The organism is Holdemania sp., from assembly GCF_986127675.1.
Map to the genome: position 1 here is coordinate 1 of NZ_CFQZWI010000010.1, position 13,701 is coordinate 13,701.

Annotated in this window: 14 protein-coding genes; 11 read left to right on the forward strand and 3 right to left on the reverse strand. The window is 51.6% G+C overall.

Features of this window, described 5'->3' with window-relative positions:
- On the forward strand, positions 1 to 548 hold a 548-nt coding region (locus AC5OW4_RS03120; RefSeq protein ID WP_493676639.1), incomplete at its 5' end, for a glycoside hydrolase family 1 protein.
- Positions 549 to 650: 102 nt separating this feature from the next.
- On the opposite strand, the gene AC5OW4_RS03125 is transcribed toward AC5OW4_RS03120, so the two are convergent.
- The 3 genes from AC5OW4_RS03125 to AC5OW4_RS03135 all read right to left on the reverse strand — a co-directional run bounded on the left by AC5OW4_RS03125 (position 651) and on the right by AC5OW4_RS03135 (position 4,492).
- A complete protein-coding gene (locus tag AC5OW4_RS03125) occupies positions 651 to 2,402 on the reverse strand; it encodes an FAD-binding protein (RefSeq protein WP_308559692.1) in 1,752 nt (583 codons plus the stop codon).
- An 85-nt stretch (positions 2,403 to 2,487) separates the two neighbouring features.
- Positions 2,488 to 3,756 (reverse strand): GHKL domain-containing protein, encoded by a 1,269-nt coding sequence (locus AC5OW4_RS03130; RefSeq protein WP_308559690.1) that lies wholly within the window; start codon positions 3,754 to 3,756, stop codon positions 2,488 to 2,490.
- A complete protein-coding gene (locus AC5OW4_RS03135; protein WP_308559688.1) occupies positions 3,749 to 4,492 on the reverse strand; it encodes a LytR/AlgR family response regulator transcription factor in 744 nt (247 codons plus the stop codon). Before AC5OW4_RS03135 ends, AC5OW4_RS03130 begins: the two co-directional genes overlap by 8 nt.
- A gap of 399 nt (positions 4,493 to 4,891) precedes the next feature.
- Between AC5OW4_RS03135 and rpmE the strand changes: the two genes are divergently transcribed.
- From rpmE to AC5OW4_RS03185, 10 genes are all read left to right on the forward strand, one after another.
- Positions 4,892 to 5,098, forward strand: a complete 207-nt coding sequence (rpmE, locus tag AC5OW4_RS03140; protein WP_072683185.1) for a 50S ribosomal protein L31 — start codon at positions 4,892 to 4,894, stop codon at positions 5,096 to 5,098.
- Between the two features lie 106 nt (positions 5,099 to 5,204).
- On the forward strand, positions 5,205 to 5,717 hold the full coding sequence (locus AC5OW4_RS03145) for a DMP19 family protein (RefSeq protein WP_072683186.1): 513 nt from the start codon (positions 5,205 to 5,207) through the stop codon (positions 5,715 to 5,717).
- A 97-nt stretch (positions 5,718 to 5,814) separates the two neighbouring features.
- A complete protein-coding gene (locus AC5OW4_RS03150) occupies positions 5,815 to 6,420 on the forward strand; it encodes a thymidine kinase (RefSeq protein WP_039864017.1) in 606 nt (201 codons plus the stop codon).
- The gene (locus AC5OW4_RS03155) at positions 6,413 to 7,789 is read left to right on the forward strand and encodes an MATE family efflux transporter (RefSeq protein WP_195548031.1); all 1,377 of its coding nucleotides are present in this window, start codon (positions 6,413 to 6,415) and stop codon (positions 7,787 to 7,789) included. The genes AC5OW4_RS03150 and AC5OW4_RS03155 overlap by 8 nt, the downstream gene beginning before the upstream one ends.
- Before the next feature lie 12 nt (positions 7,790 to 7,801).
- Complete coding sequence (prfA, locus tag AC5OW4_RS03160; protein WP_072683188.1) at positions 7,802 to 8,881, forward strand: peptide chain release factor 1; 1,080 nt, start codon at positions 7,802 to 7,804, stop codon at positions 8,879 to 8,881.
- Positions 8,874 to 9,728, forward strand: coding sequence for a peptide chain release factor N(5)-glutamine methyltransferase (gene prmC / locus AC5OW4_RS03165; protein WP_072683189.1), 855 nt, complete (start codon positions 8,874 to 8,876; stop codon positions 9,726 to 9,728). The genes prfA and prmC overlap by 8 nt, the downstream gene beginning before the upstream one ends.
- A 77-nt stretch (positions 9,729 to 9,805) precedes the next feature.
- Positions 9,806 to 10,186, forward strand: a complete 381-nt coding sequence (locus tag AC5OW4_RS03170) for a hypothetical protein (RefSeq protein ID WP_072683190.1) — start codon at positions 9,806 to 9,808, stop codon at positions 10,184 to 10,186.
- Positions 10,187 to 10,680: 494 nt separating this feature from the next.
- Positions 10,681 to 11,262, forward strand: a complete 582-nt coding sequence (locus AC5OW4_RS03175; RefSeq protein WP_072683191.1) for a hypothetical protein — start codon at positions 10,681 to 10,683, stop codon at positions 11,260 to 11,262.
- A 237-nt stretch (positions 11,263 to 11,499) separates the two neighbouring features.
- Positions 11,500 to 12,495: an NADH:flavin oxidoreductase gene (locus tag AC5OW4_RS03180; protein WP_072683192.1), complete on the forward strand. Its 996-nt coding sequence runs from the start codon at positions 11,500 to 11,502 to the stop codon at positions 12,493 to 12,495.
- 239 nt (positions 12,496 to 12,734) lie between these two features.
- Positions 12,735 to 13,655 (forward strand): magnesium transporter CorA family protein, encoded by a 921-nt coding sequence (locus AC5OW4_RS03185; RefSeq protein ID WP_072683193.1) that lies wholly within the window; start codon positions 12,735 to 12,737, stop codon positions 13,653 to 13,655.
- The last annotated feature ends 46 nt before the right edge of the window (positions 13,656 to 13,701 follow it).

The following is a 13,701-nucleotide window of genomic DNA, read 5'->3' on the forward strand; positions in this document are numbered from 1 at the left end:
CTCTTTCCCTACACGACGCTCTTCCGATCTCGGTGGATTTCTATTCGTTCAGCTATTACATGTCCAACTGCATCAGCTCGGATCCGACCAGTGCGCAGGTGTCCGGCAACGTCATGGGTGGGGCGAAGAACCCGTATTTAACCGCGACGGAGTGGGACTGGCAGATCGATCCGAAAGGACTGCGCTACACGCTGAACCATATTTATGATCGGTACGGCATTCCAGTCATGGTGACGGAAAACGGTCTGGGCGCCCGCGATACGCTGACGGCGGACGGTAAGATTCATGATGCTTACCGGATTGATTATCTGCGTCAGCACATCAAGCAGATGCGGCTGGCGATCGACGACGGGGTAGAGCTGATCGGCTATACGCCATGGTCGACGATGGATCTGGTCAGCGTATCTACCGGCGAGATGGAGAAGCGCTATGGATTCATCTATGTCGATAAGGACAACGAAGGCCGCGGCGATCTGAAGCGGTACCGCAAGGACAGCTTCTTCTGGTATAAAAAGGTCATTGAAACCAACGGCGAGGATCTGGATTAAGCTTCATTATCTATGGAAAAGGAGTCTTTCCGCCATGAATATTCATGGGGAAAGGCTCCTTTTCGGTTTGTGAGATTTCGTTTCGAGAAGACGAATGAAGCGTTACAGACTGGCGACGTAATCGCCGACCTCGCGGCCCAATGTGATCGCCATACCGATGCTGACACCTGGAATCGGTGTGAAATACTGGAAGCCCCAGCGTTCACCGCAGCAGTTGCCCGTAACGAACAGGCCGTCAATCGGATCGAGGTCATGATTCAGAGCCTGTTGATTCTCCGTTGCCATGATGCCGCCGACCGTGACTAATGCATGGCCGCCGGTTACTTCGCTTTGGATCGCAAAGAACGGCGCGTCCTGAACGGAGAACAGATACCGGCTTTCCTTGCCGAGATCCTCATCGACACCCTTGGCGCACAGTTCATTGTAGCGATCAACCGAGGCCAGGAAGGTTTCTTTCTCTGCGCCTTCCAGCTTGAGGTCTTCCGCTAACTCCTCCATGGTATTTGCGGCATATAAAGTTCCGGAACCGAGGATGAAGTTTTCCACAACGTAACCTTCTTTGCCTGCGGCGACCGCGGCGTCCAGCGCCGCCTGCACCGTTGCGCCGTCATCGGCGGCCAGACTTTCGTGATTGAGGAAAATTGAGCCGTGTGCGGCTGGGAAGTATTGCAGATACTCCATGTAATGCGAATCGAAAACACTGGTGATCTTTCCTGATTTGCGAGCGGACTGGACACTGTAAACGCCGTCGCCGACCGCTTCGGTTGTGTAGCGCTTGTAATTCTTATCCAGCCACAGGATTCCTGCCGGCCCTGCCGGCGCTGGTTTGAATTCGATGCCGCCCATCGCTGGCAATGGCCGTGGCTCCAGCTGCGCTCCGGCCCAGACCGCCATTTTGATGCCGCTGCCGTCGCGGCCCATGCTGATCGTGGCTTCCGTGTTGTGCAGAGCGTTGGTATCGACCAGCTCCGGGCACAGCTCGTTGACCATCTGCGCGTCGGCGCCGAAATCTCCGGCGGCCAGAATGACGCCCTTGGCCGCGTTGTATCGAACGTAGTTTCCATCTTTGTTGATCGCGATCACGCCGGTGACTCTGCCGGTGTCATCCTTGATCAACTGATAACCCGATGTGGAATAATGGATCGTCAGGCCCAGACTGACGGCATAGTCCCGTTCTTTTTTTGCCGCGTCGATCAGACTGAAATTCCCGTCGAAATACCGTCCGGAAAACTGTGCGGTACCTGGCCAGAATTTCTGTCCGCCGCAGGTGCCGCTGAAATCATAATGCGTCGGATACGGCATGTTGGAAACGCGGATGGTGTCGATATCGTCCGGAGAAAACGGTTCGATGTACCAGTCGAAAGCCGAACCGGACTTCTGCAGGAATTTCATGACCAGCGGCGCGTTGCAGCGATACAGCGAGCGCATCTGCCAATCCTGCATCGCTTCAACCGGATCGACTTCCGGCACGCCGTGGTTTTTCAGCCATTGCGAATTCAGATGACCGATATCGTTGCCTAAAACACTGAAAATGTCTTCATCCTGCTTTTCCAGCGTGATGACGGAAACGCCTTTTTCAACGGCGGCCCGGCTGGCCGCGATCCCGGCGTGGCCCAAACCGACGATGATGACGTCGGCGTCATAGGTTTCCTTAATTTCGCTGTCGGCAACTGGAGCCGGTGCTGTCCGCCAGTCAGCGGCAGAGGGTTCGGGAGTGGGGGTGGATGGCGATTCAGGTTCATTCTGGGACGGAGCTGCGCAGCCGCCTAACAAGCCGGCAGCCGCCAGCCCGGCAGCGGAAGCCGCGGCGCCTTTTAAAAAGTCGCGGCGGGTGATGCCTTTGGTGTTTTTCATTTTCTTTCCTCCTCGATTTGCCCTCATTTTACGAATTTGTGAAAACATTTACCAGTGAGGTTGCGTGATCGGAAGGATTTGTTGCTTAATCGGTACAGATCGGCAGAAAAATCTGCAGCGTGAATTGATTGTCAGCGGCATCCAGCTGCATGATGCCGCCTAAATGCTCCGTGGTTTTCTCAATGGAACGCAGTCCCAGGCCATGCCCTGCTCCGTCTTTGGTGCTCGCCGGTCTGCCATCAGACCAAGTGAGCGGCTGAGGCAGCGGATTACTGATCTGGATCAGCAGCCAGCCGTCGCGCTGTGTGATCCGCAGCCGGATTTTCCGATCTCCCGCCTTCAGTTTCCGGCACGCTTCGATCGCATTGTCCAGCGCGTTGCCGAACAGCGTGACGATGTCCATCGGCTGCAGAAACGCCAGATTCTGATATTCAATCGACACCGTTAACGCAATGCCATCCTGCCGCGCCTGAATTGTCTTATCCGACAGAACCGTATCCAGCGCATCATTGTCCGTCGTCACGATCGGAATATAATCCTGCATTTCTTTCTGCAGCGCGTGCAGATACGCTTTCTGATCTGGTTGGGAAAGCTGTTCAAGATATTTCAGATGGTTCTTCATGTCGTGATATTCACGGTTGGTCCGCTCGATCAGTTCCTTTTTCAGCTGAATCTGTTCAATTTCCTTGTGCTTCAGCTCGACCCGCAGCTGCAGGTTTTTTTCCGTCTCGATGAGTTCGACCGTCTTTTGATTGTTGACGACGAAGGCCAGACCGCAGACGCATAAAAGCACACAGATCGCCAACGGCAGTGAAGCATCGAACCAGCCGGCGATCAGATGCGCGTAATCCAGCGTGGAGGCAATTAACAGATTCATATATAAAATTGAAAACAGACACAGACTCATCGCCAGCAGCGTCCAGAAGTGCAGATACCGGTTGATCTGCGGGCGAAGCAGCCGCCGCGCAAGCTCAAAGACAAGCAGAATGCCGACGGATCCGGCAAGATAAATCAAAGGTGTTGGAAGTCCTGGAAAGTGACGGGGCAGCACATAGCCGAGATGCTGCATTGCGCGTTTGATCGGAAAGTTGAGAAAGAAGATAAGCATCCAGTTGTAGATGAAATTCTTGAAGTCCGACTGTCTGTCCAGCAGCAGGAACAAACCAAGAATCCAATAATAGATAAGATAATAGGTTGTGTGGTACCGGTCGGATGCAACCCGGACAAGCAGGATACAGGCCAGTACGGCTGCAATCAGCAGCGGAGTTTTCCACTTGATGCTGCGTTGGGGCAAAGCGGAAAACAGGCGATGGACAGCCCACACTTCCATTGCCGCTCCGGCGAACTCAAACATTCTGGCGCGCTCCCACATGCCGCGCAAAAGCAGCCAGGAAATCATTCTTTTTCGTCCGGCTGACCGGGATTGCGATTGTACCGCTTAAGATGACCTCCTGACGGCCAAAACGACGGACATGATTCATATTGATTAAATAACCCTCATGACAGCGGAAAAAATCAGCGCAGTTCAGCAATTCTTCAAAGCGGTTAAGCGTCATGTTGCAGCGGTAAAGCTGCTGACCGCAATGAATCCACAGCTGCCGCTGACAGATTTCAGCATACGTGATCTGCGCGACGTCAATCTGCGTCTCCCCTTCGAGCGTGCGGATCAAAATTCGCTGCGGCGCCGCTTTGTCAATCCGCGCGAATGCTTTGTCCAGAACACCGAACAACTCTTCGGTCTCCAGCGGTTTCAGCAGGTAGCGGAATGCTTCGACCTGATAGCCCTGAATTGCGAACTGCTCCATCGACGTGATAAAAATCAGACAGACATCGGGATCCTGTTTTCGAATCAGACGGCTTGTTTCAATCCCGTCAAGCTCATCCATCTGAATGTCCATCAGCAACAGATCGTACTGATGCTTAAAGTTTTCCAGCAAAGCCCGGCCGTGCGGATAGAGATCAATTTCTGCCCGACGTCCACGCTGCCGCAGATAAGCGCAGAGCTGATCGCGGTAATGGCGGGCCGTTTCTATTTCATCTTCGATAATCGCGACATGGTTCATTTCGTTCTCCCCCGGATCGATTCGCATCTTGCTTTACCACCAAGCTGTGCTTTTAAAACAATGCTGACCAGCTTGGACAGGCTTCTTTTCTAACGATATTATACCGGGTTTTAAGCTCGTTTTTAGTGAAGAAATCAAGGAAAAGTAAAAAAATCGCAAGTCAGGACAGGATTAAACCATTCAGGGAAAAGCAGGATGAAGAAAAAGGCGTCTGGAAGATCTTCCCTGTCTTCTCAACTCCATTTCTCAGACAGGATTGAAAAAAGGAGTTCCGGCCGTAAATTCCAATCTTTCCAAGTCAGGAAAAGCGCTTAACCAAGGCGAAAATTAAGAAATTTAGGATTGCTTTTGCGATGGGGCTATGCTAAGATATATAAGCACTTACTTTGGACACGCCAAGGGGTCCAAGGCGGAAGGAGAGTAATTATGAAAAAAGGAATTCATCCAAACTACCATAAGGTCACAGTCACCTGCACAACTTGCGGCAACACGTTTGAAACGGGTTCAGTCAAAGACGATATCCGCGTCGATACCTGCTCAAACTGCCATCCGTTCTTCACAGGAAGACAGCGTTTCGCAGCGGCTCAGGGCCGGATCGAAAAGTTCAATCAGAAGTACGGATTGAAGAAATAACAACGCGAAAAAGGATAAGGAGCGCAAGCCCCTTATTTTTTTCTGATTTGGGGGCCATGGGATTCTTTCGATGATGGGATTTTAAAAAGAATGAGGGGGAGCGTTGATGTTAGCGATGTTCAGCGGGGCACTGTTTGTCCTCGCACTGATCTATGGGTTGTTTTTAATGATTAAGGATCGGAATGTAACGAAGAAAAAGTTGAAAAGGATGACGGACAATCGCTTGTTGACAGCTGTCAGCAACTGGCTGTTTCATTATTATCGCGAAGGTCTGGAAGAACCGGAACTGCTCGTGCAGATTCCGGATGTTCACCGGCATGTTCTGACCCTGCCGATCGTCAACGAGGAAATCGGCTGCGGCGGCGTCCCTCAGCTGTTGGCGAATCATGGCATGGACATGTTAATTTATGGCAAAGAAGCGGCTGAAGCCTGGGGTCTAACTTTCTATGCCGAGGCGCTGAAGGAAGCGATCCGGCGCAGCGCTGCGGATCCGGGAAACGTGGCGGAAGGGCTGTATGATGATCTGGAAAGCGAGATTTATACGCCGGAACATCAGGCGGAGTATCAGAAGACGCTGCTTCGCGTCATCCATGAAAATATTGATTCTTTCGGCTTTTAACCGTTGTCCAAGGGTGGAAAGTAGACATCAATTCCTGTACAATAGGAAAGGATAAATAAAACAAAGACCATGACGGAAGAAGAGGAGCGGAATTATGATGTATCATCAATACCGCCCGGGATATGTGGAAGTCATTTCCGGGTGTATGTTTGCGGGAAAAACAGAAGAATTGATCCGGCGTATCAAGGTGCTGGAATTTGCGAAGAAAAAAGTGCTGGTGTTTAAGCCGGCGATTGATAACCGGTACAGCGAAACCAAAGTCGTTTCCCATGCCGGAAGCGAAGTCGACAGCATCGTGATCCGGGAAGCGAAGGAAATTCTGAACTATGTCGACGATTCGGTCGATGTGATCGCGATCGACGAGGTTCAGTTCTTCGATGAAGATATTATAGAAATCTGCGATTACTACGCGAAAAAAGGCAAGCGGGTGATGGCGGCCGGCCTGGATATGGATTTCAAGGGCGAACCGTTCGGCGTGATGCCGATTTTGATCACCAAGGCGGAATTTGTCACGAAGCTGACGGCCGTCTGTACGATCTGCGGTGCTCCGGCGACCCGCACGCAGCGTTTAGTCAATGGCGAACCGGCCAATTACGATGATCCGATCATTCTGGTCGGCGCGTCGGAAAGCTATGAAGCGCGCTGCCGGCACTGCCACCAGATTAAAAACAAGCCGTCCCATCTGGGGCTGGACCATGACTGAAGCGCTGAAAAAGTGGATCGCACCGAAAGATTTCTATAAAAAAGTATTTCTGATTTCCGTTCCGCTGGCCTTGCAGCAGCTGCTCAACAGCGCGATGGGGATCGCCGACAGTATGATGGTTTCCTGGATTGGTCAGGTGACCGCCGTCGGCACTGCGGCCCAGATTGAAAATCTGATGATGACGGTGGGCTTCGGCGTCGCCAGCGGCGCGGGGATCTTCATGTCGCAGTTCTTCGGCAAGCAGGATTTGAAAAGTGAGAAAAAGGCGTTCGGTCTGGGCGTGATCCTGAGCCTGATCAACGCGCTGGTCTGGATGGCGGCTTCGGTTTTCTTCGGCCGTCAGCTGATGCACTTTTACATTCCGGATCCGACGGTCATCGAATCCGCGCTGCAGTATCTGATGATCGCGATGATCTCCTATCTGCCGGGGGCACTGATCACAATGTTCTCGTTCGCTTACCGTTGCATACAGAAAACGCATGTGCCGATGTTGATCGGCCTTGTCAGCATGGCGGTGAATATCGTCCTGAACTACTGCCTGATCTTCGGACACTTCGGATTTCCGCAGATGGGGGTGCAGGGCGCGGCGCTGGCGACGCTGATCGCGCAGACGACGGGTCTGGTGATTCATATCGTCTACGCTTATAAATCAAAGCAGTCGTTCATCGGAACGCCGCGGGAAATGTTCGCGCTCAGCTCGGACTTTGTCCAGCCGATCTTACGCCGGGCGTATCCGTTAGTGCTGAATGAATTATTTTTCGGTTTCGGCAATACTTTATATATCCGCGCCTTCGGGCGCTTGGGCACCGAAGCGATGGACGCTTACTATGTCGGCAACCAGATCTCCAACATGTTCTTCTTTATCGTCCAGGGCTTAAACAGCGCCAACGGTGCAATTCTGGGCGCTTCGTTGGGGCAGGGCGATCTGGAGCTGGCAAAACGGCAGGGAAACTGGTTTGTGGCGCTGGCCGTCGTCTTGTCGGCCGTGTCGTCGCTGTTGATTCTGGGCTTCGCTCATCCGATGGTCGATCTGTTCGGCTTGCAGAACGCGAACGTGATTCAGGAAGCGGTGCTGATCGTCCGGATTTTCTCGATCCGGATCTCGCTGCGGATGTTCAATGTGCTGGTGTTCTCGGCGCTGCGGGCCGGCGGGGATTCCAAATTCCTGGCGTTTCTGGATGCGGGAATCATGTGGATCGTCGGCCTGCCGCTGGCCTTCATTCTGGTTGAAGGCTTGCATTTCACAAGCATTGCGCTGGTCTTCCTGATCATTCAGGTGGAACAGCTGGTACGCATGGTCATCGGCTTAAAGCGTTACTTTAAGGGCGCGTGGCTGATTGATTTAACGCAGGAAGTAAAAACTGCATAAGGAGGGTAAATAATGGATGCAATGATGAAACGGCTTCAGTCGATTGAAGAACGTTACAATGAAATCAACGAGGAAATGATGTCTCCGGAAATTGTTTCCGATCCGAAACGGCTGGCGAAGCTGGGCAAGGAACAGGCTTCGCTGAAACAATCCGTGGAGGCTTACGAGGAATTAAAGGGCCTGAATTCGCATATCGAGCAGGCGGAGGAAATGGCGAAGGAACATGATCCGGAGCTGAAGGAAATGGCGCAGATGGAGCTGGAAGAACTGCTTCCCAAGAAAGAAGCGCTGATCGCGAAGATCGAAGTGCTGCTGATCCCGAAGGATCCCAACGACGATCACGACTGTATCGTGGAAATCCGCGGCGCAGCCGGAGGCGACGAAGGAAATATTTTCGCCGGCGATCTGTATCGGATGTATGTACGGTATGCGGAAACGCAGGGCTGGAAAATCCAGGTGCTGGAAATGAGCGAATCGGAAGCTGGCGGCTTCTCCATGATTTCATTTCTGGTCAAGGGCGACGAGGTGTACCGTCAGCTGAAATTTGAATCCGGCGCGCATCGCGTGCAGCGGGTGCCGAAGACGGAGACTCAGGGGCGGATTCATACGTCGACAGCGACCGTCCTGGTGCTGCCGGACGCGGAGGAAACGGATATTGAGATCGATCCTGCGGATCTGACTTTTGAAACACACCGGGCTTCCGGCGCCGGCGGGCAGCATATCAACAAGACTGATTCTGCGGTCCGGATCGTGCATGTGCCGACTGGAATTACAGTCAACTGTCAGGAAGGCCGTTCCCAGCATGAAAACCGTGAAACCGCGCTGCGCTTAATCCGCGCGCGGGTCTTTGAAGAACTCAATCGTCAGAAAGAGGAAGAAGAAGGCGCAGTCCGGCGGGCGAAAATCGGAACGGGCGACCGTTCGGAAAAGATCCGGACTTACAACTATCCGCAGAACCGCGTGACCGATCATCGGATCGGCTTTACGATCAACCAGCTGGACCGGATTATGGAAGGGAAGCTGGACGACGTGATTGCGGCGCTGCTGGCGGAAGAACAGCGGCAGAAGCTGGCGGGCGAAAATAATGCCTAGTTTCCGCGAGCTGATTCACGAAGCGCTGCCGTTATTGGAACAGGCGCAGATTCCGCAGGAAACGGCGCAGGTATTTCTGTTGGAGCTAAGCCAGAAGGAAAGCTACGATCTGTATCTGCATTATGAGGACGAAGCGCCGGCGGAGCTGGTCGAACAATATCAGGCAGGGATGAAGCGGATTCTGAAACAGGAACCGATGCAGTATGTCCTGGGCTATTCCTGGTTTTATGGCTATCGGTTAAAGGTCAATGAAAATGTCCTGATCCCCCGTCCGGAAACGGAAGAGCTGGTGGCGAATATCCTGGCGGATCTGGATGAATATTTCGCGGATGTGGAAACGATCGACGCGGTGGATATCGGTACCGGCAGCGGCGCGATCGCGCTGTCGCTGGCCAAGGAAGAACCGAAAATCCGCATGAGCGCTACCGACATCAGCGCGGAAGCAGTGGAAGTGGCGAAAGCGAACGCCGCGAGCTTAGGCGTCGACGTGAAGTTTCTGATCGGCGATATGGCGCAGCCGGTGATCGACGCGGGAATGAAGGTCGATCTTCTGATCTGCAATCCGCCGTACATTCCGCAGGAGGAAACACTGGAAGCTTCGGTCAAGGATTATGAACCGCACGTCGCGTTGTTTGGCGGCGAAGATGGCTTGAAGTTCTACCGTCAGGTCTTTGCGGCCGCGCCGCAGGTGCTGAAGGACAGAGCGATGATGGCGTTTGAAATTGGCTGGAATCAGAAAGCGGCGCTGTTGGCGGAGGTCAGAAAAACCTTCGGCGATGTGCGCGCCGAGGTGGTCAAGGACATCAATGGCAAGGACCGGATGTTGTTCGTCTACTTCAATCTGTAAGCTTGTGCTGTGCAAGATCCTGGTATAAAAATGGAAAATCCGTCCATCCTGAAAGCAACAGGAAGGGCGGGTTTTTTATGAAGAAGCTGATGGTAATGATGAGTCTATGTTTGTTCTGTTCTCTTTGTACGATCGTTGGAGAAACGGAAGAAGTTCGATTTCAGATTCAGGCGGATTCCCGTGTTCATGAGGAAGCCGGCCTGAAAAATCAGATTTATGCAGTGTACTCCGAGTTAACTGACGGCGTGGACACAGAGTCCCGCCCGGTGATCGTCGCTCAGAATATCAAACGATTTGAAGTGAACGAGGACATCCGTGCGGAATATCAGAATAATATCGTGGTGATCACGCAGGGGGACGGCAAAGGCAGCCTGATCCATGGCAGCTTCGATGCGTTCAGCTGCGGACGCCCGGTGAAACCGAAATCCTGGATAGCGGAACTATTCGGACATGAATAATCAATTCAGGTTTATCGAGGAGCTTAAACGCATTTGTGTTCAAGAAAGCGCAGACATGAGCGCGTTATTAAAAAGATTAAAAAGAAATAAAACAATTTTATTGAGAGGTCTATTGCCCAAAGATGAATCGACGGTAAACACATTTAACGAATCTATTTTCCAAAAATGAATATTTTTCAGAATTGGAAAATAGGATGATTTTCTCTTCAGGTTAAAGTTGATCGCAAGGGGATTTACAAACTTGATTTTTCAAGATATGATAAATAGGCTCATAGAGTAGGAAGGAACAGGGACTGAGGTCGTTTCTTCCGTTTTTTTATGGCTTTAAGGAAGAGAGTTACTATGATTAAATAGAATCCGCAAGGATTGTCTGGAAGAACTTTTCGTTTACAATGGAAGCATGACGTAAAGTGTGTTATGAATCACAACAAGCGGTATCCAGGAACGCGGTATGAAGAAAGAGAAGTAAAACTCAAACGAAGGTAGAGGACAGAATGAAAAAAACAGGTTTGATCGTCTTACTCCTGCTCTGTTATGGCTGCGCCGCTGAAGTGCAGGAGAATCCTCGATCCACAGTGGATCCTGAACCGATGATATCCAGCACTCCCGATACTGTCAGCGGAGATACTTATTTTGAAGAAAATCCTAAAGCTGGAAATGCCGTCTTCGTATGTCATCAATGGAAAGAAAATAAGATTGACGATCGTTTCAGTCTGCCTGAAGGTGAATCCGTTTTTTTAAGAGACAGTCTCGTTTTCATTTTGTATCCTTCAGAAAATGATTTTGCCCGACTTCACATAACAAGCCGAATGGAAACCGAATATGATAAATGGCTGGATGGTGAATATCGGTCATCAGGCGATCATATTTATAAATTTTCTGTGAGCTATGCCAGTCCGAAGCGCTATGGGTTTGATGGTCCTGAGTCCTACAATGACTTTGTTACTGAAGGGGAAGTGTTCTCCGGTTATTTTATGATTGAAGAAAATACATTGTACTACTTAGGAGATTCCGAAGATTTCTCAAATTATCGAAATTATCCGGCTTGTGATACCAAGCAAGAGTGGTCTTTCTGACGTTGGATTGAGGATAGAACAAATGGAACTGACCGACGTTCAAAATGAATCCGCTGGTTATCGGTTCACGCTGTTGAAGATGAACAAGTCATCCGCTGGGAATAGACCGGCGGATTTGTTTTATTCGGTTTGAAAGGCGGAAATCAAAAATATCCGTTTTCTGTTTTGAGCGAAAGACTTAACATTAAGGAATTTTATGGTATAACTTTCTCATCAGGTTCTAAAGGAGGAATCGAAATGATTTTACTGACTTCACCCGTTCAAGTGGGGCATTTGCGCTTAAAAAACCGGCTGGTCATGCCGCCGATGGCGACGTCCAAGGCGGAAAACGGCAAGGTTACGCCGGAATTGATTCACTACTATCAGGAAAAATCCGCAGGCGGCGCACTGGGCTTGATCATCATGGAACACAGCTTTATTTCGGCGGAAGGGCAGGCCAGCGCAAACCAGACGTCGATTTCCAGCGATGAGGATATCGTGGGATTGCGCGAATTGACAGCGGCGATTCACGCTAACGGTTCGCCGGTATTCGCTCAGCTCAATCATGCCGGAAGCGCGGCGAAAGAAGAAGTTACCGGCTATGTCCCGTTAGCGCCCAGCGTGGTCAAACATCCCAAGGCGAAAGACGAATGCCTGCCCAAAGCCATGACAGCGCAGGATCTTGAAAAAGTGATCGCTGATTTTAAGGAAGCTGCCCGCCGGGCCCAGGCCGCCGGCTTTGACGGCGTGGAAATCCACTCGGCCCACGGCTATCTGCTCAACCAGTTTTATTCGCCGCTGACCAACCGGAGAACGGACGACTACGGAGGCTCGCTGGAAAACCGGATTCGCCTGCATTGTCAGATCATCGAAGCGATCCGCAGTCAGGTTGGTGCGGAGTATCCGCTGGCACTGCGGTTAGGCGCGTGCGAGGGGCTTGAAAACGGAAGTACGCTGGCAGACGCAATATCCGCATGCGCGGCATTTGAAAAAGCCGGCGTTGATCTGATCGACATCACCGGCGGCTTAGGCGGTTATGTTCGTCCGGGCCACAGCGAACAAGGCTATTTTCAGGACTATTCCGCCGCGATAAAACAGTCGGTTTCGATTCCCGTGCTGCTGACGGGCGGAATCACGGAAGTCTCGGCCGCGGAGGCGCTCTTGCAAAGCAGGAAGGCCGATCTGATCGGCGTCGGCCGGGCGATCCTCAAGGATTCCGGCTGGGCAAAAAAGGCAATCTCCGCTTTCTTATAAAACCATGAAGTTCTTAACCGCTTAATTCGTAAGATTTTTCCATCCTTTGTCCGCAAAGTACAGAATTGGAAAAATCTTTTTCTTGTCCGCGCCGAAATTTTTGACTGCGGAAATTTCTTTTCCGTTTCAGATCAGGCCGGCTGAAAAAACGCACGATCGGTATGAACAACTTTCGTTGTATAATGATAGCAAACGGGCCTCGGAAATCAACGGCGCCCAGGAAAAAGGGAGATGTGGTTATGCTTGTTGAAATTACAGAAACCTGTCGTCAAACAGAAAATTTGAACTACCCCTGTGAACATCTGACCGTCGGCTTTATCAGTGAAGAACAGCTGCAAGCGCTGGCCCGACAGGCCGGACTGCATCTGCCGATCCCCACGGAAAGGGAATCCCTGATGCGCAACGCCGTCAGCGTCAGCGAGAATGCCTTCTGGTGCGTGCTGCATCTGATCAATCCCGGTCAGATTCTGGGACAACGGGATAAGATCGGCCTGTTGATTGTAAAAAACTGTTTTTTAGTCGTCGATCTGTTCGACGAAGACGACAGCACCGGCGAAGCCGTCAATCGCATGCTTCAGTCGCTGCAGCCAAAGAAAGCGACGCTGCCGCGGTTGGTCACCGGCTTCTTTCGGGAGATTCTGATACAGGATCCGGATATTCATGAAGATCTGGAAACACGGATCGACACGTTGGAAAAAGAAGTGTTCGACGCCAGAGCGCCGCACTTTCGGCAGCAGACTCTCCAGTTGGGCAAAGAGCTGCTGACGCTGAACCGCTATTATGATCAGCTGATCAACATCAACGATCATCTGGAAGAAAACAGCAACGACTTGTTCGCCGAGGACGAGCTGCGCAGCTTCACACTGTTAAACGATCGAATCCTCCGCTATCGCGACAATGTGCAGCTGCTGCGCGACCGCCTGACCCAGACGCAGCAATCCTATCAGGCCCAGCTGGACTATCAGCTGAACAAGTCGATGAAGACGCTGTCGTTAGTCACGACGATCTGCCTGCCTTTGTCGCTGATCGCCGGCTGGTATGGTATGAACTTTACGGCGATGCCGGAATTGAAATGGCGCTATGGCTATCTCTATGTGATCGGATTGAGCGCGGCGGTCGTCAGTCTGGTGATCGTTCTGTTAAAACACAAAAAAGGGTAGAGTCTGTTCGCAGACTCTGCTTTCTTAACTTTAGCTTAACCTGCGA